19 protein-coding genes are annotated in these 23,239 nt (G+C 70.7%); 10 read left to right on the top strand and 9 right to left on the bottom strand.

The features are described from left to right. Positions 1 to 285: 285 nt before the first annotated feature. The 3 genes from rffA (at position 286) to BM085_RS44645 (ending at position 2,467) form a co-directional block, all read left to right on the top strand. Positions 286 to 1,440, top strand: coding sequence for a dTDP-4-amino-4,6-dideoxygalactose transaminase (gene rffA, locus BM085_RS26385; protein WP_245789707.1), 1,155 nt, complete (start codon positions 286 to 288; stop codon positions 1,438 to 1,440). Beyond that, the gene (locus BM085_RS26380) at positions 1,440 to 2,219 is read left to right on the top strand and encodes a GNAT family N-acetyltransferase (RefSeq protein WP_093889607.1); all 780 of its coding nucleotides are present in this window, start codon (positions 1,440 to 1,442) and stop codon (positions 2,217 to 2,219) included. Before rffA ends, BM085_RS26380 begins: the two co-directional genes overlap by 1 nt. Before the next feature lie 89 nt (positions 2,220 to 2,308). Further along, complete coding sequence (locus BM085_RS44645) at positions 2,309 to 2,467, top strand: hypothetical protein (RefSeq protein WP_177245278.1); 159 nt, start codon at positions 2,309 to 2,311, stop codon at positions 2,465 to 2,467. On the opposite strand, the gene BM085_RS26375 is transcribed toward BM085_RS44645, so the two are convergent. Next, positions 2,464 to 3,966 carry a DUF4082 domain-containing protein gene (locus BM085_RS26375; protein ID WP_177245277.1) on the bottom strand — a complete coding sequence of 501 codons (1,503 nt, stop codon included), beginning with the start codon at positions 3,964 to 3,966 and terminating at the stop codon, positions 2,464 to 2,466. The two genes, BM085_RS44645 and BM085_RS26375, sit on opposite strands and share 4 nt — an antisense overlap. A 597-nt stretch (positions 3,967 to 4,563) precedes the next feature. Further along, complete coding sequence (locus BM085_RS26370; protein WP_177245276.1) at positions 4,564 to 5,307, bottom strand: class I SAM-dependent methyltransferase; 744 nt, start codon at positions 5,305 to 5,307, stop codon at positions 4,564 to 4,566. Between the two features lie 564 nt (positions 5,308 to 5,871). Between BM085_RS26370 and BM085_RS26365 the strand changes: the two genes are divergently transcribed. Then, positions 5,872 to 7,131, top strand: coding sequence for a nucleotide sugar dehydrogenase (locus BM085_RS26365; protein ID WP_093889604.1), 1,260 nt, complete (start codon positions 5,872 to 5,874; stop codon positions 7,129 to 7,131). A gap of 149 nt (positions 7,132 to 7,280) precedes the next feature. Here BM085_RS26365 and BM085_RS26360 read toward each other — a convergent pair whose 3' ends face one another. Both BM085_RS26360 and BM085_RS26355 read right to left on the bottom strand, forming a co-directional pair. Further along, positions 7,281 to 7,664 carry a carboxymuconolactone decarboxylase family protein gene (locus tag BM085_RS26360; protein WP_093889603.1) on the bottom strand — a complete coding sequence of 128 codons (384 nt, stop codon included), beginning with the start codon at positions 7,662 to 7,664 and terminating at the stop codon, positions 7,281 to 7,283. Between the two features lie 268 nt (positions 7,665 to 7,932). Next, positions 7,933 to 8,766, bottom strand: a complete 834-nt coding sequence (locus BM085_RS26355; RefSeq protein WP_093889602.1) for an SDR family oxidoreductase — start codon at positions 8,764 to 8,766, stop codon at positions 7,933 to 7,935. A gap of 450 nt (positions 8,767 to 9,216) precedes the next feature. Between BM085_RS26355 and BM085_RS26350 the strand changes: the two genes are divergently transcribed. After that, a complete protein-coding gene (locus tag BM085_RS26350) occupies positions 9,217 to 11,919 on the top strand; it encodes a glycoside hydrolase family 3 protein (protein ID WP_093889601.1) in 2,703 nt (900 codons plus the stop codon). A 141-nt stretch (positions 11,920 to 12,060) separates the two neighbouring features. Here BM085_RS26350 and BM085_RS26345 read toward each other — a convergent pair whose 3' ends face one another. Together BM085_RS26345 and BM085_RS26340 are read right to left on the bottom strand one after the other, a co-directional pair. Further along, a complete protein-coding gene (locus tag BM085_RS26345) occupies positions 12,061 to 12,291 on the bottom strand; it encodes a DUF397 domain-containing protein (RefSeq protein WP_012892930.1) in 231 nt (76 codons plus the stop codon). Between the two features lie 27 nt (positions 12,292 to 12,318). Beyond that, positions 12,319 to 13,152 carry a helix-turn-helix domain-containing protein gene (locus BM085_RS26340; protein WP_242675824.1) on the bottom strand — a complete coding sequence of 278 codons (834 nt, stop codon included), beginning with the start codon at positions 13,150 to 13,152 and terminating at the stop codon, positions 12,319 to 12,321. 188 nt (positions 13,153 to 13,340) lie between these two features. Here BM085_RS26340 and BM085_RS26335 point away from each other — a divergent pair, with 188 nt between their 5' ends. Continuing rightward, a complete protein-coding gene (locus tag BM085_RS26335; RefSeq protein WP_093889600.1) occupies positions 13,341 to 13,745 on the top strand; it encodes an ATP-binding protein in 405 nt (134 codons plus the stop codon). A 138-nt stretch (positions 13,746 to 13,883) separates the two neighbouring features. After that, the gene (locus BM085_RS46900; protein WP_093889599.1) at positions 13,884 to 15,704 is read left to right on the top strand and encodes a M14 family metallopeptidase; all 1,821 of its coding nucleotides are present in this window, start codon (positions 13,884 to 13,886) and stop codon (positions 15,702 to 15,704) included. A gap of 161 nt (positions 15,705 to 15,865) precedes the next feature. Here the strand turns inward: BM085_RS46900 and BM085_RS26325 are convergent, their stop codons facing one another. From BM085_RS26325 to BM085_RS26315, 3 genes are all read right to left on the bottom strand, one after another. Beyond that, positions 15,866 to 16,675: a class I SAM-dependent methyltransferase gene (locus BM085_RS26325; RefSeq protein ID WP_093889598.1), complete on the bottom strand. Its 810-nt coding sequence runs from the start codon at positions 16,673 to 16,675 to the stop codon at positions 15,866 to 15,868. A 461-nt stretch (positions 16,676 to 17,136) separates the two neighbouring features. Continuing rightward, the gene (locus BM085_RS26320) at positions 17,137 to 18,672 is read right to left on the bottom strand and encodes an aldehyde dehydrogenase family protein (RefSeq protein ID WP_093889597.1); all 1,536 of its coding nucleotides are present in this window, start codon (positions 18,670 to 18,672) and stop codon (positions 17,137 to 17,139) included. 68 nt (positions 18,673 to 18,740) lie between these two features. Then, positions 18,741 to 19,172, bottom strand: a complete 432-nt coding sequence (locus BM085_RS26315) for a cupin domain-containing protein (RefSeq protein ID WP_093889596.1) — start codon at positions 19,170 to 19,172, stop codon at positions 18,741 to 18,743. A gap of 219 nt (positions 19,173 to 19,391) precedes the next feature. On the opposite strand from BM085_RS26315, the gene BM085_RS26310 reads away from it, so the two are divergent. Genes BM085_RS26310 through BM085_RS26300 form a run of 3 tightly spaced genes read left to right on the top strand, consistent with a single transcriptional unit; the run spans position 19,392 to position 23,235 of the window. Beyond that, positions 19,392 to 20,765 carry an SWIM zinc finger family protein gene (locus tag BM085_RS26310; protein WP_093889595.1) on the top strand — a complete coding sequence of 458 codons (1,374 nt, stop codon included), beginning with the start codon at positions 19,392 to 19,394 and terminating at the stop codon, positions 20,763 to 20,765. Next, positions 20,762 to 22,171, top strand: coding sequence for a DUF5691 domain-containing protein (locus BM085_RS26305; protein ID WP_093889594.1), 1,410 nt, complete (start codon positions 20,762 to 20,764; stop codon positions 22,169 to 22,171). The genes BM085_RS26310 and BM085_RS26305 overlap by 4 nt, the downstream gene beginning before the upstream one ends. Beyond that, a complete protein-coding gene (locus BM085_RS26300; RefSeq protein WP_031171235.1) occupies positions 22,168 to 23,235 on the top strand; it encodes an ATP-binding protein in 1,068 nt (355 codons plus the stop codon). Before BM085_RS26305 ends, BM085_RS26300 begins: the two co-directional genes overlap by 4 nt. Positions 23,236 to 23,239: the final 4 nt, after the last annotated feature.

Raw genomic sequence — 23,239 nt, 5'->3', positions numbered from 1 at the left:
ATGCCGGGAACAGGGGAAAGGCGACAAGATCCGATTTCTGGCCAGTATCACTTAGAGGGGCGGCGATACCCCTGCAGGACGGACGTCAAAGCCGTTCTTGCGTCAGAAGATCATTTTTGGTGGAAGAGTGTTCGGTTCTCGAGGCCCTGTGGCGGCGGATGGCCGCTGTCACAGGCGATCATGATCCTCGTCGGGCCGCCCGGCGTCGTAAGGCTTGCGTAACGGTTCGCCATGGAAGGAAACCATGACGCGTGTCGGCTGGTCCGCCCGTTGTTCACTGCGGCCGTGAGCGCAACCGTTCTGAAAAGCATCCCATTCACCCGGACACATGTCTCCGGCAACGAGCTGGACTACCTCACCGAAGCGGTGCGACAGGGTTTCACCTGCGGCGACGGGCCTTTCACCCGGCGGGCCACCGGACTGCTGAAGGAGATGACAGGGGCGGCTGAGGCGCTGCTGACCACCTCCTGCACGCACGCGCTGGAGATGTCGGCACTGCTGCTCGACCTGCGGCCGGGCGACGAGGTCATCATGCCGTCGTTCACCTTCGTCTCGACGGCCAACGCCTACGCTCTGCGCGGGGCGACTCCCGTGTTCGCCGACTGCAGGCCCGACACCCTCAACGTGGACGAACGGCGGCTCGAAGCGGCGGTCACCGACCGGACACGGGCCGTCGTGGTCGTCCACTACGCGGGTGTCGCCTGCGAGATGGAGGCGATCGGGGAGCTCTGCGAACGGCACGGCCTCACGCTCATCGAGGACAACGCCCATGGCCTGGGCGGGGCGTATCGGGGCAGACCTCTGGGATCGTTCGGCCGCATGGCCGCCCAGAGCTTCCACGCGACCAAGAACGCGCAGTGCGGGGAGGGGGGCGCGCTGCTGCTGAACGACGCCGCCCTGGCCGCCCGCGCCGAGATCATCAGGGAGAAGGGCACCGACCGCGGCCGGTTCTACCGCGGCCAGGTCGACAAGTACCGCTGGGTCGACATCGGCTCCAGCTACCTGCTCTCCGACGTTCTCGCCGCGCAGCTGACCGCCCAGCTCGAATCGTTCGGCGCGATCCAGTCCCGGCGGCACGCCGTGTGGCGCGGGTACCACGAGGAGTTGGTGGACTGGGCCGCGGAGAACGGGGTCTCCCAGCCGATGGTTCCGGAGGGCTGCGCGCACCCGGCGCACCTGTACTATCTGCTGCTCCCGGATCTGGACAACCGCCAGGCGTTCATCGCCCACCTGGCCGGCCGGGGAGTGCAGGCGGTGTTCCACTACCAGCCGCTGCACGCCGCACCCGCGGGCCTGCGATACGGGCGCCCGGCCCCGGGCGGGTGCCCGGTCACGGAGAGGGTCGCCGACCAGCTGGTACGGCTACCGCTCTTCCCCGACCTGGACGAGGCCGACCTGGCACGTGTGATCGACGCCGTCCTGACCTACCGGGTGCGCTGATGGGCTGGCATGACCTGATGGAGGCGGAAGCCGTACAGATGCGGCAGTCCCCGCTGGAGTCCGCCCGGTTCGGCTGCTCCGTCGAGCGCCTCACCGTCCCGCTGGGGGCGCGATCCTCCTTCTCCGAGGTCCGCGAGGCCGTTCTGGAGTCGGCCGCCGACGTCATCGTGCTGCGCTATCCGGCGGAGAACGTCGGCTGGTTCGCGGCACTGACCACGCTCGGCCGGACCGCCGTGTTCGCCGACTGCCTGACGCACTGGCGCCTGCCCGCGGGAGAGGGCCGCGCGCCCGAGCCGTCGCCGGAACTGCGGACGGCGGAGCCGACCGGCCCCGCCGAGGTGCGGGCGTCGGTCTCCGCCATCTTCGCCGCGTACGGAAATCACTACCTGGCCAACCCCCTGTTCGACGTCGCCGACGCGCTGGCGGGCTACCGGGAATGGGCGCTGCGGTCCGCCGCCGAGGGGCGATGCCTGGTGCTGCGAGGGCCCGGCCCGGACGACGTCCTCGGCCTGGCCACGCTGGAGGAGGACGCCTCCCGGACGGAGATCCTGCTCGCCGGGATCGCCCCCGGTGCTCAGGGGCGCGGTCTCTACGCCCACCTGCTCAAGGCGGTCGAGGATCGCGCGCTGGCCCGTGGCGCGACCGAGGTCGTCATCTCCACCCAGGGGCACAACACGCGGGTGCAGAGGGCGTGGGCCAGATACGGATTCGAACCCGTGCAGGCCGTCGTCACCGTTCATCTGACGCGGAACCGGCCCCCGCACGCGTGGGAACGCTAGAACCGGCGGGCGGCCGGGGAGCGTCGGGGGCGGACGATCCCGCCCACTCACGCACCACGTAGGTCGGCCGGCCCATCCCGCTCCCGTGGATGCGGCCGACGTACTCCCCGTCCGTCACCGACCTCGTCGGCGGGGAGAAGGTTCCCCTCTGCGGTGACGGGCTCGACGTGCGGGAGGGGCTGCTGGCGGCCGCCACGAGCTGCGGCCCCCGGCTGTGCCGGGGGCCGCGACGACTACTGGAACGCTAGACGTTGAACATCAGATCGATCCAGTAGTTCGTGGCCTGGTAGGTGTTCGTGGGGAAGGTGTTGGTGGCGCCGTAGGCGTAGACGCCGTTTCCGCCTTCCGCGCCGTTGGCCAGGGCGGTGAGGAAGCCGTTGGTGTACTGCGAGGTGAAGTACGGTCGCGTCGTCGAGTAGAAGCCCGAGGTCGTGTGGCAGGAGACGATGTAGGTGGTGTTGGCGATGAGCGCGACAGGCGTGTTGAAGGTCACCTGCTGCCATCCGGAGGCGGTCTCATTGGAGAAGGTCGCGCTGCTGAGGAGCTGGCCGCCGCTGGTCCAGAGGCTTCCGGTGTGGGTGCCGGTGTTCAGAGCGCCCTTGTAGAAGCGGATGCCGGTGACGCTTCCGGCCGTCGAGGCCCTGAACTTCACGCCGAGCGTGACGGCCTGGTTGTCGGGGTGCGACGCGGTGGCAGGGGTCGCCGCGGCGTTCCACAGGCTGTCCGACACGGTCTGGGACACCGCCGGCGACGTGCTCGGCGCGAAGTGGATCACGGCCTCGTTGTCGAAGGTGTCCCCGCCCAGATAGACAGCGGTGATCGAGTGCTGTCCAGGGCTGAGGCCTGAGGTCGTGTACGTGGCGGTGCCCGAAGGGCTGACCGAGGTCCAGCGGACGATGGTGGAGCCGTCCTTGAAGACCAGTTCCCCGGCCGGGATGACGGAGCCGGAGTTCGCCTGCACCGTGGCGGTGAAGGTCACCGGACTGCCCTGCCAGGAGGGATTGAGCGACGAGGCGAGGGTCGTGGTGGTGGGCGGGTCGTTCGGCACGGTGACGCGGGTGGCGGGTATGCCGCCGGTGCCCTGGGTGCCGATCGTGCCGTTGACGGCGAAGACGCGGCCGAAGGCGGCGGCGCCCGTGCTCACCGTGACCGAGTTCTGCGCCAGCACGTTCCCCCGGAACGTGCAGTACGTTCCCAGGGTCGCGCTGTTGCTGATCTGCCAGAAGACGTTGTTCGCCTGCGCGCCGTGCAGGAGATTGATGTTGCTGACGTTCGCCGTGCTGAGGGTGGACGCCTGGAAGATGAAGACGGCGTCGGGGTTGCCCTGGGCGTCGAGGTTGAGCGTGCCGGTTATCGAGAAGTTTCCGGTGGAGGAGTTGTAGACCCCGGGGGCCTGTGTCGTCCCGCCCAGTTGCGGGGCCAGCGTGGCGTCAGGTGTCTGCCCGGCGGCGTTGTTGTAGGCGGCCGTCGCGTCGGACATGGCCTGCGCCGCGACGGCGTCATTGTTGTGGATGGTTCCCGACACGGTGCCGGGGGGGAAGCCGACGATCGAGGAACCCGGGCTCACTCCGAGATCCCCGGTGACCGAGGTGAGGTTGGTGTTGCTGACCGCGGTCTGGGCGAGGACCCCGAAGGGCGCGGCGCTGTTGAGGTTTATCGGTGACGCGCCGGCGCTGCTCGGTTTCGCGCCGCCCTTGTTCGGTTTCGCGCTGGCCCTGCTTGGGATCGCGGTGGCGACCACGCCCATCACCAGGACGGTGGCGATGGCCCCTCCCAGCAGGAAGCGGCCGGCGTTCCGCCGGACGGCGCGACGGGAGACGGCGCCGGCCGCGGGGGTGACCTCCCGAGGGCGCTTCGCGCGATGGGTAAGCGCTCTTTCCTGATCCGGTGGAATCCGCCCGGCGGCCGTTTCCCGTCGTGACTCCGCCGGTGCTGCTCTGCCGGCTGTTTGGCCGGACGTGTTGTTCTGGGGGCTGGACATTGACCTACTCCTTGCTGATCTCATGTTGTATCGGACATCCGGCCTGTCGGCGGCCGGTAATCATCAAAAATCGACAGTGGGGGTATGGGGTGGTGGAGGATATGGGCTCATATGGGCTCATATGCGATCAAGGAGAACCTCCTTTGATGCGCCATTGGAATGCATTTTATCCATGATGACTGTTGTTTACTGCTTACCTTGGAGCTCCAGAAGGGTTCCCTGTTTTCGCAGGTGAGTGCCTCTTCAGGGGGGTGGCGGTCGTGTCGTAAGTAGAGAAATATATGGATATATTTGTATATTGAACTCCGTGTACCTCCGGGAGCGGCGGCGCCGGACCCGCGGGGAAGCGGGTGGAAGGCGCTGTTATCCCGTGGACGCCCCCCGCTCCACGGCCGCCAGTCCCGGTCCTGTCATGCCGATGTACTTCCCCATGTATTCGAAGACGCGGAAGAGGGGTTGTGCCTCCGCGTACTCCCGGAAGACCAGATTGTCCTGGATGTCGTCCATGACGATGACGTGGTTCTCGGTCAGGTGAGGCCTCGACCGTCGAAGAAAGAACTCCCGCCCATTTCTCGTCTTGTCCGAGTCGTAGTGCAGGAGGCTCACCTCCGTCCCAGGCAGGAGAATCTCCTCGAGATTCCTGCGGTCTCCTTTGATGCGGAGGGTCCACAAGTCCCTGAGATCCCCGGGGACGAGGTATCCGATATACCGCTCGGGGTCCGGGAGGCGGAAGAAAGGAAAGTCGCTTGAATGGAGGTGGCCGACCCCGTTCGCCCGCATCGCCGCGAGAATCGCCGATGTGGACCAACCGGCGGCCACTCCCGTCTCCACCGCCATGGTGGGGCGCAGAAGGCGGGTGAGGAAATACAGGAGCTCGATGCCGCCCGGTCCCCCCAGGTCCACACCGGCGGCGACAAGCCTCTGCACCTGTGGCCGCGCCGATTCGGCCAGGGACATCGCGAACTCCTCGCCCTCCCTCCAGAGGGCCGCGTCAATGTTCCTTCCCCATTCATTGACGTTCTCCGCCCGTTCGGACGCCCATCTGGTGGCGGCGGCCCTTTCCCGCTCGTGCCCCACGACCATTCGTAACCATATTTTGTGCGTCATGACCGGAAGATAGGACGGGCGTGCGGCGTTGCGAACGACAGCGCGGATGCTCATGGCCGACACGATACGTAGCCGGTCCGTCCGGCCGCGTGGTCCGTCAGTAATGCCACCGGAATATCTGAGAAAATTCGGGAAGCGAAAAATCCGGCTCTTCGGGAACTAGGTCGGACCTGTGAGGTTTCCCGTTCGCGGACCTGGCCGGCGCCGGGCGGCGACCGGTCCGGGCGGCCCTCTCCGGTGACTACCGCCTGCGGATCTGCCAGGTTTCCAGCGGCTACCGCCTGCGGATCTGCCCGGCCGTCACGGCGATTTTCGGCCCACCTCCCGTTTTCACCTGTTTTGAACATGGCGGGACGACGGGAAAGTTAGTGAGAAAACATCATTAATAAGGTTGTGCGGTCGGACGGGCCGGCCACATTGCCGGTGGCCGTCCCGATCCGCTTTTCAATATCGCCGGAGCCGGCCGGAGGGCGACACGCCCGTGCCACTGCCGAATCGGCGTTATGAAACGCCCGACTCGTACAGTCGGGTCATATCTCATCTCGAAGTGACGGGGGTCCTGACATGAGAGAGAAGCTGGTCGTTGTCGGCCAGGGTTACGTCGGTCTGCCTCTGGCGATGCGAGCAGTGGACGCGGGGTTCGACGTCGTGGGGATCGACGTGGACGAGTGGCGGGTCAAGCGGCTCAACGCCGCCGAGTCCTACGTCGAAGACGTCGGCGACGACCTGCTGGCCGCCGCCCACCGTTCCGGTCGCTACCTGGCCAGCACCGACTACGCCGACGCCGAGGGGTTCGACGTCTGCGTGATAACGGTGCCGACGCCCCTCCGTGAAGGCGTTCCCGACCTGCGCCACATCGGCTCGGCCGGCGAGTCGATCGCCCCGCTGCTGCGGCGGGGCGCGACGGTGGTCCTGGAGTCCACCACCTATCCCGGGACCACCGAGGAATATCTCCGGCCCCTGCTGGAGGAGGGCTCCGGGCTGCAGGCGCCCGGGGACTTCTCCCTCGGCTACAGCCCGGAGCGGATCGACCCGGGCAACTCCCAGTGGCGGCTGGAGAACACGCCGAAGGTCGTGTCCGGGATCGACGCGGTCTCCCTGGAGAAGATCGGGGCGTTCTACACGCGGATCGTGCAGGAGGTCGTACCCGTCTCCTCGCTGCAGGTGGCCGAGCTGTGCAAGCTCCTTGAGAACACCTTCAGGCATGTCAACATCGCCCTGGTGAACGAGCTGTCGATCTTCGCGCAGCAGCTCGGGATCGACGTCTGGGAGGCGATCGACGCCGCCTCCACCAAGCCGTTCGGCTACATGCGCTTCACTCCGGGACCCGGGGTCGGAGGTCACTGCCTGCCAATCGACCCGTCCTACCTGTCGTGGAAGGTCAAGCGCAGCCTGGGGCACAACTTCCGGTTCGTGGAACTGGCCAACGACATCAACGACCACATGCCCGACCACGTCGTGCACCGGCTGATCCTCGGGCTGAACCAGCGGTCCAAGTCGATCAGGGGGAGCCGGGTGCTCCTGCTGGGACTCGCCTACAAGAAGAACGCGGGCGACTGCCGGGAGTCGCCCGCCATCGAGGTGGCCAGGGCCCTGTGGAAGCTGGGCGCGGACGTGCGGGCCGCCGATCCGCACGTGGACGACTCCCTGCTGCCGCCGGGGATCGAGATCGTCAGGCCCACGGGCCGGGAGCTGGCCCTGGCCGACGCGGTCGTGATCCTCACCGACCACGACTGCTTCGACTACGAGCTGGTCGAGCAGATGGGCGCCTTCGTCTTCGACACGCGCAACCGCTGCCGGGGCCCCAACGTCGAGTGCCTCTGAGCCGGCTGTCCGGCGCCCGGAGTCCCCGGCCGTCCGGCACCCGGCACCGGGCGAGGACACCGGGTGTCTCCGGGCGGATAGGCCGCAGACACCCGTCCGCCGCCGACCGCAGGCGAGGCGGGGCCGGCGCGCGGGGCGGGGACGCGGAGCTACGGCTTCATGACCCGGTCGATCAGCTCCTCGACCTGGGTGTTGAGCCTGGCGCCACGTGGCCAGCCCGCGTAGTGGGTGAGGAAGACGACGATCTCGCGGAGCTCGTCCGGGGTGAGCTCCCCGGTGCGCAGCGCCGCGTCGAGCTGGAGCCCGAGCGCGTCGTCCATGCTCTGGCCGACGAGGAGGCCGAGCAGCAGCAACCGCCGGTCCCGCACGCTCAGCCCGTCCCTGGACCACACCTCGGCGAACAGGTGCTCGACGGTCATTCCAAAGAAATCGCCGGGACCGTCACCGAGGTGGTCCCATCCGTGGACCCGCTTCATGATCTCCAATCCGCGGGCCCGGCGGTCGGGAGTGTCGTTGTCCGCGTGGTCGTTCATGGGGCACTCCGAGTCCGTCAGCCGGCCGATCCGGGGCGAGTGCGGAGAGGGCGTCCGTCCTCTTCATCCTTGGCCAGTTCCAGCGCCAGTGATAGCTCCCTCTCGCCAAGAGTCCTGACATATACCAATATGTCGTGTCAAGGAGGGGTGGATGTTACAGGTCCGGCCGCCTTCGGTGACCTGACCGCCCCCGAACGCCCCCGGACGTCACAGGCGGGTCCGCGCTCACCGGCCTGATCGCCCCCGGCCGCCACGGGCGGGTCCGTGCTCACCGGTCGCCCTCCCGTCCCGTCTCGCGGGGCGCCGCCGTCCCGCGCTCCGGACCGGCCTCCCGCAGGGGCGCCTCCGGCTCGACCTCCAGCAGGGTGACGTGCGCGCCGCGCGGCATGGAGATCACGGCCAGTACGGCCGCCGCCACGTCGCGAGGCTGGAGGAAGCGGTCGTGCCGGGCCAGCCCGAACCTGACCCAGTCGTCCAGCACGGCCTGCAGCACCTCCACCGGCCAGGTGGACCCCACCCCCGAGAGCGTCGGCCCCGGCCGCAGGATCGACGCGCGGACCCCGGTGCCCTCCAGCTCCATCTGCATCGCCCTGGCCAGGCCCTCCACGCCGTTCTTGGCGGCGACGTAGGCGCCCATCCGGGGGCGCGGCAGCCGTACGACGTCGGAGCTGACGAACACGATGTCGCCGCGCCGCCGCGCGGCCATCGCGGGGGCCACCCTGGCCACGAACCGCTGGGTGCCGACCAGGTTGAGCTGGAGCTGCGCCTCGAAGTCGGGGGTGGCGGTCTCGTAGGCGTTCTCCGGCGTCACCTCGCCCGCGCACGTCACGACCACCTCTACCGCACCTAACGCTTGTTCAGCCTCGGCGACAAAAAAAGAGACCGACTCGTCCGATGTGACATCAAGCGCCAGCGCCACCGCCTCCCCGCCGTCGGCGCGGATCCTCTCCGCCAGCTCCTCGCAGATCGCGGTACGGCGGGCCCCCAGCGCGACCGGGTACCCGGCCGCCGCCAGCCCGACGGCCACGGCCGAGCCGACGCCCGAGGAGGCCCCGGTCACCAGGACCGGCCGCCGGTCGGGATGGGAGAGGACTGTGGGCATGGGGAGACCTCCAGGGGCGGTGGCTCAACGGGTTCTCGCGCTCACCGCGAGGCCGGTCGGGCCCCGGCGGTCCGCTCGCGCACGCGCCGCCCGATCCGGGCACGCGGCTCCACCGTGGGTTCGGCTCGCCGGAGAGCGCCGCCGTGGTGCGGGCCGCCGGGAGGGCGTGAGTGCCTCCGCGGTCCCGGGCATCGACGCTCCTCCGGCTGGACACCTTTTTCGGAAGCTAGTTCAGCCGTCGGCCCCTGGCTAGACCCAAATCCGGCGGCGGCCCGGCCGGCGGCGGTGGCGGGACGAGGTCCGGGAGGTGAGGGTGGTGGAAATCCCAATTTACGAGAGAGCGCTCTCTCGAAACTATTGACCCGGCCGTCCCCGCAGGGTCAAGATCTGCGCAACGCGGTCCCGTGAGGCCGCCGTGACCGTTGCCGTGTTTTCGAGAACGGACTGCCGATGACTGGACCCCTCGCGCGACCACGCGCCCGCCGGAGCGCGCTTGCGGCGCTGGTGAGCATGAATCTCCTGGTCGGAGGCACCGTCGGCGCCCCCGGAGCGGGAGCCGAGACCGCAGGGGGAGCCGCCGCCGCGGAGGCCGCCGGGTCGGCGAAGGTCACCCGGCAGCCCGGGATCGGCCGGCCGCCCATCGGCCCCGACGGCTGCGCCCGCATCGAAAGCAGCCTGCAAACGCTCTCCGGCTGGCCCAAGGTCAAGAGCCGGATCAAGCGGAACCCGGCCGACGAGAAGCGGGTGGCGAAGATCCTCGCCGGCATGACCCTCGCTGAGAAGGTCGGGCAGATGACGCAGCCGGAGATCGCCGCGATCACCCCTGCGGAGGTCGGGCAGTACGCCATCGGCTCGGTGCTCAACGGCGGCGGCTCATGGCCCGGCCGTGACAAGCACGCCTCGCCCCGGGCCTGGCTCGACCTCGCCGACGCCTACTGGGAGGCGTCCGTCGGCAGCAGGACGAAGATCCCGGTCATCTGGGGCATCGACGCCGTCCACGGCAACAACAACGTCTACGGCGCGACGGTCTTCCCCCACAACATCGGACTGGGCGCCGCGCACGACCCGTGCCTCGTCCGCGACATCGGATCGGCCACCGCCGAGCAGATCCGCGCGACCGGCCAGGACTGGGCCTTCGCGCCCACGCTCGCCGTCGTCCGGGACGACCGGTGGGGCCGCACCTACGAGGGCTTCTCCGAAGACCCCCGGATCACCCGGGCCTACGGCTACGAGGCCGTCAACGGCCTGCAGGGCAGGCACCCGCGCGGCATCGGCGACCGGGGCGTCATCGCCACCGCCAAGCACTTCATCGGCGACGGCGGCACCCTCAAGGGGGTCGACCAGGGGGTGAACCCCTCCTCCGAGGCCGAGATGATCAACATTCACGGTCAGGGCTACTACGGCGCGCTCGCGGCCGGAGCCCAGACCGTGATGGCCTCCTTCAACAGCTGGACGAACGCCGACCTCGGCATCGACGAGGGCAAGCTGCACGGCAGCAGGCGCGCCCTCGACGACATCCTCAAGCGGAAGATGGGCTTCGACGGCGTCGTCGTCTCCGACTGGAACGGCATCGGCCAGGTCGCCGGGTGCACCAACGCGAGCTGCGCGCGCGCCATCAACGCCGGCCTGGACGTCGTGATGGTGCCCAACGACTGGAAGGCGTTCATCGCCAACACGATCGCGCAGGTCGAAGCCGGTGAGATCCCGATGGCGCGCATCGACGACGCGGTCACGCGGATCCTGCGGGTGAAGCTGCGCGCCGGAGTGCTCAGCGCGCCGAAACCGTCCGAACGGGCCCTGGCCGGCTCGGCCGGCGCCCTGGAGGCCGGGAAGCTCGCCCGCGAGGCCGTCCGCAGGTCGCAGGTCCTGCTCAAGAACAACGGCAAGGTCCTGCCGCTGGCCAGGAACTCCAAGGTGCTCGTGGTCGGCAAGAGCGCCGACAGCATGCAGAACCAGACCGGTGGCTGGACCCTCACCTGGCAGGGCACCGGCAACACCAACGCCGACTTCCCGGGCGGCACGACGATCCTCGGCGGCCTTCGGCAGGCGCTGGGCGAGGCGAACGTCACCTTCAGCGAGACGGCCGACGGCGCCGATCCCGCGGCGTACGACGCGGTCGTCGCGGTGATCGGCGAGACGCCGTACGCCGAGGGGGTCGGCGACCTCGGACGGCGCACGTTGGAGGCGGCCAAGCTCCACCCCGGCGACCTCGCCGTGCTGGACAAGGTCAGCGGCAAGGGCACTCCCGTGGTGACCGTCTACGTCACCGGCCGCCCGCTCTGGGTCAACAAGGAGCTCAACCGCTCCGACGCCTTCGTCGCGGCCTGGCTGCCGGGCACCGAGGGCGGCGGTGTCGCGGACCTGCTCGTCCGGGGCTCGCACCGGGGCGGCGGATACACCGGCAGGCTGTCGTACTCCTGGCCGAAGAGCGCCTGCCAGTCGCCGCTCAACCCGGGCGACGAGGGCTACGACCCGCTCTTCCCGCTGGGCTACGGCCTGCGCGACGGGCAGAGCGGCTCGGTCGGGACGCTCGACGAGACCGCCCCTCCCTTCGGCTGCGGCCAGCCGGGCGGCGGCGGGGAGGCGAGCGAGGACCTGGAGATCTACAACCGGGCGGACGTCCCGCCGTACAAGGGCCTGATCGGCTCCGCCGACAACTGGGGCGGCACCGAGATCGGCGTCGACGGTGAGGCGGCCCACGCCGCGATCGGCGTGGTGCGCTCCGACGTCAACGTGCAGCAGGACGGCCTGAAGGTGACCTGGAACGGCGGCGGACCGGCGCAGTTCTACATGCAGGACCCGGCCAAGGGGACCGATCTGCGGGGCTACCTCAACGCCGACGCGGCCCTGGTCTTCGACACCATCGTCCACCAGGCTCCGGCGTCGAGGACCGTGATCGGCGTCCACTGCGGCTATCCGTGCATGTCGGAGGTGGCGGCGACGTCGCTGTTCCAGGGGCTCCCGGTCGGGACCAAGTCGACGGTCAAGATCCCGATCGCCTGCTTCGCGGCCGCGGGCCTCGACCTGGAGGCGGTCAACACGCCGTTCCTCGTCTACACCGACGGCGCGTTCTCCACGTCGTTCGCCAACGTCCGGTGGGTGCCGAAGGCGGCCAAGGACGCCGACGCCAGGAGCTGCGACAGCCTGACCTAGCCATGACGCCTGTGGACGCGGCCTCCCTGAACGGCATGCGCGGACTGTGTGCCTCGCCGCGACCGCGGGGGAGCCGCGCCGGAGTGCCGGCGCCGCCGATATCTCCGGGGGGACCGGTGCTCCGGTCCCCCCGGGGACGTCTCAGCCGAACTCGCCGTCCTTCACGCCGCCGACGAAGGCGTCCCACTCACGTTGGGTGAACGCCAGCGCCGGGCCGTCCGGATCCTTGGAGTCGCGGACGAGGTAGAGCTCATCGGCGTCGGCCTTGTGTCCGGCCAGGGCCGGGTCGCCGGGCACGATCGCCACTTCGACGCAGTCACCTCCGTTGGTGCTGCGGCTGCTCTTGCGCCACATGACGCTGGACAGATCCATCGTGGACCCCCGCACTCTCTCTTCCTCTCATTCCTGTGGTTGGTTGGAACAACTCTTCGCCATCTGGGCGATGAAGGTGGCCGACGCCTCCGCGCCGAGAGCCAGTGCCGACAGGCTCCCGAACATGAGGGTGTAGCGGCGCACCTCCTCCGGGTCCTCCGGTACGAGCCCGCTCGCCGCCTGTTCCAGGTAGACGAGGTCGGGATCGCCGGCCTCGGGGAAGCTGAGCAGGCAGAACTTGCCGTCCATCGCGGCGTGCGCCCCAGCGGAGAACGGGATCACCCGGATCTCCACATTGGGCAGCCTGCCGAGATCGAGCAGGTGTTCCAGCTGCTCGCGCATCACCCCCGGGCCGCCGACCTGACGCCGGAGCACTGCCTCGTCGAGCACGGCGACGAGTTGGATCGGGTCACCGGGGCCGTGCAGCAACTGCTGGCGCGAGACGCGCACGGCGACCTTCTCATCGACCGCTGAAGGGGCGTGGGTGAGGGCGGTCGCCTCGATGACGGCACGCGCGTACGGCTCGGTCTGCATCAGGCCGGGGACGACCAGCGGCTCGTACGAGCGCACCACCGACGCCTCCGCCTCCAGCCCGATGTAGGAGTCGAAACCGGGTTTGAGGGCCTGCCGGTGCCGGTGCCACCAGCCCCGCTTGCGGGCGTCCCTGGCCATCTGGATCAGGGAGTCCCGGGCCTCTCCGGTCACGCCGTACACATCGGTGAGGGCCGCCACGTCGGAGGGTTTGGGACGGGTCAGCCCCGTCTCGTATCTCCAGACGGTGGTGTCGGTGGAGCCGATCCGCTCGGCCACCTCCGCCCGCGTCAGCCCGCTGGCCTCCCGAAGGCGGTTCAGTTCCGTCATCAGACGGCGATGGCGGGCCGTGGGACTGCGCCGGGAAGCCATGCACGTACCTCCATCCGGGGGAAGGAAACTGTGGAATTTCAATATGAGCTATTGAAGTCCCTGATAGAACAGTTCACCGTGAGTGAGTGTGCCATCTCGGAGCGCGATGTGCATGTGAATGTGCATGTCGGAGAGTGAGGCCAGCCATGACGCTCGAGCAGCGGACCGTCCCGCCCCGGTCGACCGTCACCCTGCGAGGGGTGCCGGAGTCGGTGTCGACGGCCCGCCACCGGGTCAGGGAGCTCCTCGGGGAGGGGCATCCCGCCTCCGACGACGTCGTCCTGCTGGTGAGCGAGGTGGTGACGAACTCGGTGGTCCACTCGTGCTCGGGCGACGGCGGGAGGGTGGCGATGACCGTGGCGGTGAGCTCCGGCGTCGTGCTGGTGGAGGTCTCCGACGCCGGGTCGGGGCTGTCGGCGCCGCACGTGCGCAACGAGCCGGACGCGGAGAGCGGGCGCGGGATGTTCCTGGTGGACCTGCTCGCCGACCGGTGGGGGATCCGGGACGACGACGGCGGGCCCAGGACCGTCTGGTTCGAGGTCCGCTTCTGACCCGTGCGACTTTCGGCGCGCTGTGCGCGAAAGCCGTACAAGCCCGAAATTTTGGGTCTTTGCCGATCGACATATTTGCCTGACTCTCAGTGCAGACGCGCGACAACCCCCTAGATCACGCGTCTGAGGAGGGCGCAGGTGAGACGCCGTCTGATCGTGGTATTCGCGGTCCTGGCGCTGTTATGCCTCGACATCACCGGGGCGGGGGCGTCGGCCGAACCGCCGCCGAACAGCCAGTACAGGGTGCAGGGCCCCAGTGACTCCCGGCAGCGCAGCGCGGTCGCGGCCACCGGCGCGGCCATCGACCAGGTGGACCCCGCCTCGGTCGTGGTCACCGCGAGCGAGACCGAGGTCGCCGCGATCAAGAAGCTGGGCTACACCGTCACGAAGATCCCCCGTCCCTCACCCTCGGACCTGCGGACCTTCGACTTCCCGCCGGCCGACTCCGGCTACCACAACTACGCCGAGATGACCGCCGCGATCAACCAGATCGTCGCCGACCACCCCGCGATCGCCCGCAAGACCAGCTACGGCACCTCCTACGAGGGCCGCGACCTGATCGCCATCAAGATCAGCGACAACGTCGGCACGGACGAGAACGAGCCCGAGGTGCTGTTCACCCACCACCAGCACGCCCGGGAGCACCTGACGGTCGAGATGGCGCTCTACATCCTCAACCTGCTCACCGACGGCTACGGCACCGACGGCAGGATCACCGGCCTGGTGAACTCGCGCGAGATCTGGATCATGCCGGACCTCAACCCCGACGGCGGCGAGTACGACATCGCCTCCGGCTCCTACCGCTCCTGGCGCAAGAACCGGCAGCCCAACTCCGGCTCGTCCTCCGTGGGCACCGACCTCAACCGCAACTGGGCCTACCAGTGGGGCTGCTGCGGCGGCTCCTCCGGCTCCACCTCCAGCGACACCTACCGGGGCGCGGCCGGCGAGTCGGCGCCCGAGGTCAGGGCGGTCGCCGACTGGGTGCGCGGCCGGGTGGTCGGCGGCGTGCAGCAGATCAAGTCGCACATCGACTGGCACACCTACGGCGAGCTGATCCTGTGGCCCTACGGCTACACCAACAACGACACCGCCCCCGGCCTGACCCAGGACGACCACGACGCGTTCGAGGCCCTGGGCCGGAACATGGCCTCCACCAACAACTACACCCCCGAGCAGGCCAGTGACCTCTACATCACCGACGGCTCGATCGACGACTGGATGTGGGGCGTCCACAAGATCTTCAGCTACACCTTCGAGATGTATCCGACCGGGTCCCCGGGTTTCTACCCCCCCGACGAGCAGATCGTCCCGCAGACGACCCGCAACCGGGAGGCCGTGCTCCGTTTCCTGGAGTACTCCGACTGCGTCTACCGGATCACCGGCAAGGAGTCGCAGTACTGCGGCACCGGGACCCCGCCGGTGACGGTCTACTCCGACGAGTTCGAGACGGCGAACGGCTGGACCGCCAACCCGGGCGGCACCGACACCGCCACCCTCGGCCAGTGGGAGCGCGGCGACCCCGAGGCCACCACCTCCAGCGGCGCCAAGCAGCTCGGCACCACCGTCAGCGGCAGCAACGACCTGGTCACCGGACGGCTGGCCGGCGCCGCCGCCGGAGACCACGACATCGACGGCGGCACCACCACCATCCAGTCACCGGCCGTCACCCTGCCGTCGGGCGGGACGCTCAGGCTGAACTTCTCCTGGTACCTCGCGCACGGCTCCAACGCCTCCAGCGCCGACTACCTGCGCGTCAAGGTCGTCGGCTCCACCACCACCCAGGTCTTCCAGCAGCTCGGCGCGGCCGCCAACCGCAACGGCGCCTGGGCCGCCTCAAGCGTCGACATCTCCTCCTACGCCGGGCAGAGCGTCCGGATCCTCATCGAGGCCGCCGACGCCTCCGGCGCCTCGCTCGTCGAGGCCGGCGTCGACAACGTCAAGATCACCCAACAGCCCTGACGGCTCCGGGGGCGCTCCGTCCATTCCCGGAGCGCCCCCGGGCTCCCGTCCGCGGAGGGCCCTCTTCCGGGCTCCCGCCCGCGGAGCGCCGGGGCGTCCTCTTCGGGCTCCCGCCCGAGGAGCGCCGGGGGCGGGCCCGGTGGACCGGCTCGCCGCGGGGCTCAGGCCCGGCAGATCAGCTCGCCGTGGAGCAGGGACAGCCAGCCGTCCCGCTCCGCGGTCCAGGCCCGCCAGCCGTCGGAGACGCGGCGCAGGTCGTCGCCGGTGGCCGCGCCCGAGGCCAGCGCCTGGCGGGCCATGTCGGACCTCAGGATCCGCTCGGCCCACATGCCGCCCCACCAGGCGCGATCCTCCGGCGTCGCGAAACACCAGGTCGAGGAGGTGGCCGTGATGTCGGAGAAACCGGCCTCACGGGCCCACGACAGCAGTCGCCGCCCGGCGTCCGGCTCGCCGCCGTTGGCCCTGGCCACCCGCTGGTAGAGGTCCATCCACTCGTCCAGCTCAGGCAGCTCGGGGAACCAGGCGAACGCGGCGTAGTCGCTGTCGCGGACCGCGACGATCCCACCGGGCCTGCAGACCCGCCGCATCTCCCGCAGCGCCTGGACCGGGTCGCCGACGTGCTGCAGCACCTGGTGGGCGTGGACGACGTCGAAGGTGTCGTCGGGGAAGTCCAGGGCGTGCGCGTCGGCGACGGCGAACTCGATGGTGGACCGGCCGCGCCGCTCCGCCTCCGCGCGTGCCAGGGCGAGCGCCTCCGCGGTGACCTCGACCGCGGTGGCCACCCCGGGGGCGATCCGCTCCGCCAGCTCGACGGTGATGGTGCCGGGGCCGCAGCCGACGTCCAGCAGCGACATGCCCGGCCGCAGGTGCGGCAGGAGGTAGGCGGCCGAGTTCGCCGCGGTGCGCCACCGGTGGGACCGCAGCACGGACTCGTGGTGTCCGTGGGTGTATACCGCATCCTTCGCCGCCATGGCGCATCGCTCCTTCGTCCAGGTGGGGCGACCGTACCAGGAGTCTCACATATCAAGAGAAATCGTCTCAATATTTGGTACAGAAAGTCCACGGCTGCCTGCCGTCACACGGATCCGCGCTCGCACCGGGGCCGGTACAGCTGTCCCGCTGGGGGCGGTCCTCGTCCGTGAGGGGCCGCGCCGCAGCACGCGGCCCCTCACGTCTCCTGGCAGGCCTTGCGGCCTCCAGGGCGGGTGGCGGCCTCGCGCGGCTCCACGGGTCCTGCCCGGGTACGGCGCGCGGGCCGGCGGACGGGTGACGGGGCCGGGGTCCCGTACGGCCGGAAGCCCCGGCCGCGAGAAGATCGGCCCCGTCCGCGACGGCCGCTCCGTCCGCGAGGATCACCTCGGCCGTCACGGGATCTTCTCCACGGAGAGGCATGCCGCGATCGTGATGGGGAGAACCTCCCCCTATGGCAAAGTCAGAGCCGGAAGTCCAGATCCGGGACGATCTCGGCGACATCCATCTGGGCCTTCTGCAGCCTGCCGGAGTAGTCCCAGTTCATCGCCTGCCACCGGGTGAACTGGTCGAGCACCCACACCCCCGACTGGCGGCTGCCGTTGCCGGACTTGCCGTTCCCGCCGAAGGGCAGGTGGGCCTCCGCGCCGGAGGTGGAGTTGTTGACGCTGACCATGCCCGCGCCGATGCCCGCGCGGAACCGGAAGGCCGACTTGGGATCGGTGGTGTAGATGGAGGAGGAGAGCCCGTAACCGGGCTGGTTGGCCAGCTCGACGGCCTCCTCCAGCGTCGAGAAGGTGGTCACGCCCACGATCGGGCCGAAGGTCTCCTCCAGGAACAGCCGGTCGCCGGGGCGCACGCCGTCGACGACCACCGGGTGGTAGTAGAGCCCCCCGTCGCCGGAGAAGTCCCCGCGGGGGTTGTCGCCGGTGATCCGGCCGGCCGGGCCGGAGACGACGGTGTGGTGCGGCTGGATCCAGCCCAGATACTCCTCGTAGCGGGAGGCGAACCTGTGGTCGAGCAGCGGCCCGCACAGCACGTCCCCCGCCGGGTCGCCGATCGTCGCGGCCGCCACGGCGCGCGTGTAGCGGCTGAGGAACTCGGCGTGGACGCTCTCGTGCACGATCACCGTACCGAGCGAGGTGCAGCGCTGCCCCGCCGTGCCGAAGCCCGCGAACAGCGCGCCCTCCACCGCCAGGTCCAGGTCGGCGTCCGGCATGACCACCATCGGGTTCTTGCCGCCCAGCTCCAGGCAGGGCGACTGCAGGTGCCGTCCGCACAGCTCGCCGATCCGCCGGCCGACCTCGGTCGAACCGGTGAACCCGACCTTGTGCACCGTTCCCTCGGCCAGCGCCGTCTCCAGGCCTTCGGACGTCGCGGGGCCGTCGGCGAGCACGAGGTTCAGCACGCCCTCGGGCAGCCCCGCCGCCGCGAACAGCCGGTAGAGCGCGTGCGCCGAGGCCGCGGCGTACTCCGCGGGCTTCCAGACGACCGCGTTGCCCGACAGCAGCGCCGGAACGAGATACCAGGACGGCACCGCGACCGGGAAGTTGCCCGCCGTGATCACCGCGGCCACCCCGACCGGGACCCGGAAGGTGAACAGGTTCTTGTCCGGCATCTCCGAGGGCACCGTCTGCCCGTAGAGCCGCCGGCCCTCGCCGAGGAAGAAGTCGCAGGTGTCGACGATCTCCCGGACCTCCCCCAGGGCCTCGGCGTAGGGCTTGCCGATCTCACGGGTGACCAGGCGGGCCAGCGACTCGGCGTTGGCCTCGACCAGCCGCCCGATCGAGGCGATCACCCGGCCCCGGACGGGCGCGGGCACCCGGGCCCACTCCCTCTGCGCCTCGGCCGCCGTACGGCACGCGGAGGCGAACGTCTCCGCGTCGGCCAGCCGGACCTGTGCGACCACCTCGTCCACGCGGGCCGGATTGATCGAGTCGTAGGCCGTGCCGTTGGGGGCTTGCTTTCCGCCGATGACGGAGACGATCTCGTGGGTCACCGTTGACCTCCTCGTATGTCCTGTAATCGCATTCTCTCCACATACGGGGAGGTCGTCACGCCAAGCGGTCAGAGCATGCGGAAGTCGGCGAAGTCGAACCCCGGGGAGACGACGCAGCTCACCAGCACGCCCTCGTCCCCGGCCGGCCGGGCGGCCTGCCAGATCCCGCCGGGCACCAGGGCCTGCGGGACCTGCCCCTCCTCGACCAGCGGGCCGAGGGTCACGGTGCTCACCGGCTGGCCGTCGTGCCCGCCGAGGATCAGGGTCAGCGGGCCGCCCCGGTGCCAGAGCCACACCTCGTCGGAGCGGACCACGTGCGGGCGCGACTCCTCTCCCGGCTCCAGCAGGAAGTAGATCCCAGTGGCGGTGGCCCGGGGCCCCTCGTACCCCGGAGGGGTGAGGGTGACGGCGCTCTTCCAGGTCTCCCGGAACCACCCGCCCTCGGGGTGCGGCAGCAGGTCGAGGGTCTCGGCGAGCGGGGGGCGGGAAGGAGTCGTCATCCAACCGATCTTAGGGAGTCGCCCGCCGGAGTCGCCCACCGGACACACCCGCCGCGCGACCGCCTCCCGGCCGGCGGCCTCGCGGCGGTCGCCGTACGGGCTGCGGCGGCCGTGGGGTGACGGTCGCCGTACGGGCTGCGGTCGCCGTACGGGCTGTGGCGCGGCGGTCGCCGGACAGCGGGGCGGGTTTTGTCGGCGGGGTTGGCTACGGTTCGGACCGTGATCGAACGGTGGAACCGGGATCAGGTGCTCGCGCTCGCGCCCGACGCCTCGTCCCGGAAAGCGGCCCAAGGGGTCTCCTCACCCGGCAAGTGGTCGGGGACCGCAGTCACGGCGGATGCGCTGTGGGGTGAGTGCAAGGGCAGTGGTTCCACGCCCTATCGGGCGTGTGTGGACCTGTCCGAGCCCGCCTACCGGTGCAGTTGCCCCAGCCGGAAGTTTCCCTGCAAACACGCGCTCGGCCTGTTGCTGCTGTGGTCGGCCGACGGCGTCCCCGCCGCCGCCGAGCCCGCCGACTGGGTGGCCGAATGGCTCGACCAGCGGCGCGACCGCGCCGCCAGGGCGGTCACCCGTACGGCTGCCGCAGCCGGCCCGGCGGGTGCGGCGGAGACCGGCCCGCCCGGCGACCCCCGCCGGGCCGAGCAGCGTGAGCAGCGCGTGGCCGCCGGCCTGTCGGAGCTGGAGCGCTGGCTCGCCGACCAGATCAGGCAGGGCGTCGCCGGATCCCGGCGCCACGACCACTGGGACGACCTCGCCAGGCGCCTGATCGACGCGCAGGCACCGGGCGTCGCCGGCAGCGTCTCCCGGCTGAACGCCGTCCTGGCGACCGACGACTGGCCCGCCCGCCTTCTGGGCGAATACGCCCTGCTGCACCTGCTGGCGGTGGCCCACCGCCGCCTCCCCGAGGTCGTGCGGGCGGCCGAGGCCGGCGCGGACGCCCGGCCGGAGGCCGCGCAGCCGCGCCCCCCGGCCGCCGGGCTCCTGCGACGGGTCCGTGAGCGGGTCGGGTTCCCGGTCACCAGGGAGGAGGTGCTCGCCGGGGAGACGGTCAGGGACGTATGGGACGTGCTCGGGTGCCGCGACGAGGAGCAGGACCGGCTGACCGCGCGCCGGGTCTGGCTGCGCGGCAGGGAAACGGGCCGGGCGGCGCTGGTGCTCTCCTTCGCCCCGCCCGGCCAGGCGCTCGACGCCTCGCTCGTCACCGGCACCGCCATAGACGCCGACCTGGCGTTCTATCCGGGCTCGTCGCCGCTGCGGGCCCTGGTCGCCACCCGCCACGACGGCGTCCCCGCCGGCCCCCCGCCCGGATCGACCCTGGATCAGGCGCTGGAGGAGGTGGCCGGAGCGCTGGCGGGAGACCCCTGGCTGGACTCCTGGCCCGTCGTCGTCGCCTCGGTGACCCCGGCGGGGAGCCCCTCCTGGCAGCTCGCCGGCCCCTCCGGGGGGCTCGCGCTGCACCCGTCCGCCGGCACTCCCTGGCGGCTGATCGCGGCCTCCGGCGGCCATCCGCTGACCGTCGCCGCCGAATGGACTCCCAGGGGCCTGCGGCCCCTCACGACCTGGGACGAGGAGGGTCAGGTGATCGTCCTGTGAACGTCTCGACCGAATGGGAGGACCTGGTCTCCACCGCGCTCGTCGGCACCGACCGCCGTCCCCTCCCCGGACAGCCGGCCGGCGAGATCGAGCTCCTCGAACGCGCCGCCGTGCACACGCTGCGGATGCGGGCCGGCCGCCGGCCGGCCGGCGGCGAGCCGCTGAGCGTCGCGCCCCCCGAGGAGCAGCCCGCGGTCTCGCGCGCGGCGGCCGACCGGCTCGCCCGGATCCTCGGCGGCGAACGGCCGAGGCTGCTCGCCGAATGGCTGGAGACCGCGGCCGGCCACGGCTACCGGATCTCGCCTCACCTGCTGCCCGAGCTTCTCGACCAGGGGGCCAGGGACCGGTCGATCCGCCCGCACCTCGGCGTCCTCGCCGGAAACCGGGGCCGCTGGCTGGCCGGGCTCAACCCGGCGTGGAGCTTCCTGCTGGAGGAGGTCACCGCGGCCGCCCCCGCCGGGGCCGGCGGCGCCCGGGAGGTCTGGGAGCTGGGGACCTCCGGCGACCGCCGCGCCCATCTGGCCGCGCTGCGGGCGGTGGCCCCGGCGGAGGCCAGGCGGCTGCTCGAGGCGACATGGGAGAAGGAGACCCCCGACGACAGGGCGTCCTTCCTGGAGGTTCTCGCCGACCGGCTCTCCTCCGACGACGAGCCGTTCCTGGAGGCCGCTCTCGACGACCGCCGCCGCGAGGTCCGCCACCAGGCCGCCGACCTGCTGACCCGCCTGCCGGACTCGCGGCTGGCCCTGCGGATGGCCGGGCGGGTCGCCGGCTGTCTCTCCGTCGAGGACGGCGAGATCCAGGTCACCCCGCCCGCCGCCTGCGACGCCGCGATGGAGCGCGACGGCATCCGGGCCAAGCCGCCCAGGGGGACGGGCGAGCGGAGCTGGTGGCTGCAGCAGGCCGTCGCGCGCACCCCGCTGGAGGTCTGGCCCCGCCTGCTCGGCCACTCACCCGGCGAGCTCGTCCGGATGAAGATCGTCGACTGGGGTCGCGAGGTCATGGCGGGATGGGTCAGGGCCACCGTGCTCCAGGGCGACCCCGAATGGGCCAGGGAACTGTTCGCCTGGGACCCGCTCGCCGACCTGCTGGCCGCGCTGCCCCCCGCCGAGCAGGAGAGCGTCGCCGCCGACTTCGTCCGGCGGCACGGCCTGGACGGCCAGCTCATCATGGTCCTCGGCGGCGCCGCGGCGCCCTGGGGGCCGGGCCTGGCCGGGGCCGTGCTGCAGAAGATCATCGAGGTCTCCGGCACCCAGCCCTGGAACCTCGGCGAGCTGACCAAGCTCGCCGGCGAACGCATCGACCCCGCCCTGTACGGCGTGGCCGAACGGCTCTCGCTCGAACCGCCCATCCAGGAGGTCGCCGCCCTCCTGCGTTTCCGTGACGACATGCTGAAGGAGCTTCTGTGACAACGGTTCTGCGGGCCCACGCCGAAGACCAGTACGCCGAGGAGCTGGCGATCCTGGCCAAGGACGACGACCGGGTCCGGCCGCCGGGCTGGAAACTCTCCCCCTGGGCGGTGACCGCCTACATCCTGGGCGACGGCGACCGGATCACCCCGAAATACATCGGACCCCGCCGCATCGTGGAGGTGGCCGTGGCGACCCTCGCCACCGACCGCGCGCTGCTGCTGCTCGGTGTGCCGGGCACCGCCAAGACCTGGCTGTCGGAGCACCTGGCCGCCGCGATCAGCGGCGACTCCACCCTGCTCGTGCAGGGGACGGCGGGCACCGCCGAGGAGGCCATCCGCTACGGCTGGAACTACGCCCGGCTGCTGTCGGAGGGGCCGTCCAGGCAGGCGCTCACCCCCAGCCCGGTGATGCGCGCGATGGCCGAGGGGCGGATCGCCCGGGTGGAGGAGCTGACCCGCATGCCCTCCGACGTCCAGGACGCGCTGATCACGGTGCTGTCGGAGAAGACGCTGCCGATCCCCGAGCTCAACGAGGAGGTCCAGGCCTCGCGCGGCTTCAACATCATCGCCACCGCCAACGACCGCGACCGGGGCGTCAACGACCTGTCCAGCGCCCTGCGCCGCAGGTTCAACACCGTCGTGCTGCCGGTCCCCGCCACCGCCGAGGAGGAGGTGGACATCGTCTCCCGCCGCGTCGACCAGCTCGGCCGCTCCCTGGAGCTGCCCCAGACCATGACCGGCCTGGAGGAGATCCGCCGCGTCGTCACGGTCTTCCGCGAGCTGCGCACCGGTGTCACCGAGGACGGCCGGACCAAGGTCAAGTCTCCCAGCGGGACCCTCAGCACGGCCGAGGCCATCTCGGTCCTCACCAACGGCATCGCCCTGGCCGCCCATTTCGGCGACGGCGTGCTCCGCCCCTCCGACGTGGCCGCCGGCATCGTCGGCGCCGTGATCCAGGACCCGGTCTCCGACCGCGTCGTCTGGCGGGAGTATCTCGAGACCGTCGTCCGCGAGCGCCAGGACTGGCGCGACTTCTACCGGGCCTGCCGTGACGCGGGCTGAGGCG

Source organism: Streptosporangium canum (assembly GCF_900113865.1).
In the GTDB taxonomy this organism is placed as follows: domain Bacteria; phylum Actinomycetota; class Actinomycetes; order Streptosporangiales; family Streptosporangiaceae; genus Streptosporangium; species Streptosporangium canum.
This window is presented reverse-complemented; position numbering and strand designations above follow the sequence as displayed.

Excerpts from the sequence above, each read along its gene's own strand:
- BM085_RS26325 (WP_093889598.1), bottom strand. The coding sequence starts at position 16,675 with ATGGCGGCGAAGGATGCGGTATACACCCACGGACACCACGAGTCCGTG.
- BM085_RS26340 (WP_242675824.1), bottom strand. The coding sequence starts at position 13,152 with ATGACGGAACTGAACCGCCTTCGGGAGGCCAGCGGGCTGACGCGGGCG.
- BM085_RS26350 (WP_093889601.1), top strand. The coding sequence starts at position 9,217 with ATGACTGGACCCCTCGCGCGACCACGCGCCCGCCGGAGCGCGCTTGCG.
- BM085_RS26370 (WP_177245276.1), bottom strand. The coding sequence starts at position 5,307 with ATGACGCACAAAATATGGTTACGAATGGTCGTGGGGCACGAGCGGGAA.
- BM085_RS26365 (WP_093889604.1), top strand. The coding sequence starts at position 5,872 with ATGAGAGAGAAGCTGGTCGTTGTCGGCCAGGGTTACGTCGGTCTGCCT.
- BM085_RS44645 (WP_177245278.1), top strand. The coding sequence starts at position 2,309 with ATGCGGCCGACGTACTCCCCGTCCGTCACCGACCTCGTCGGCGGGGAG.
- BM085_RS26345 (WP_012892930.1), bottom strand. The coding sequence starts at position 12,291 with ATGGATCTGTCCAGCGTCATGTGGCGCAAGAGCAGCCGCAGCACCAAC.
- BM085_RS26380 (WP_093889607.1), top strand. The coding sequence starts at position 1,440 with ATGGGCTGGCATGACCTGATGGAGGCGGAAGCCGTACAGATGCGGCAG.
- BM085_RS26335 (WP_093889600.1), top strand. The coding sequence starts at position 13,341 with ATGACGCTCGAGCAGCGGACCGTCCCGCCCCGGTCGACCGTCACCCTG.
- BM085_RS26375 (WP_177245277.1), bottom strand. The coding sequence starts at position 3,966 with ATGGGCGTGGTCGCCACCGCGATCCCAAGCAGGGCCAGCGCGAAACCG.
- BM085_RS26360 (WP_093889603.1), bottom strand. The coding sequence starts at position 7,664 with ATGAACGACCACGCGGACAACGACACTCCCGACCGCCGGGCCCGCGGA.
- BM085_RS26355 (WP_093889602.1), bottom strand. The coding sequence starts at position 8,766 with ATGCCCACAGTCCTCTCCCATCCCGACCGGCGGCCGGTCCTGGTGACC.
- BM085_RS26315 (WP_093889596.1), bottom strand. The coding sequence starts at position 19,172 with ATGACGACTCCTTCCCGCCCCCCGCTCGCCGAGACCCTCGACCTGCTG.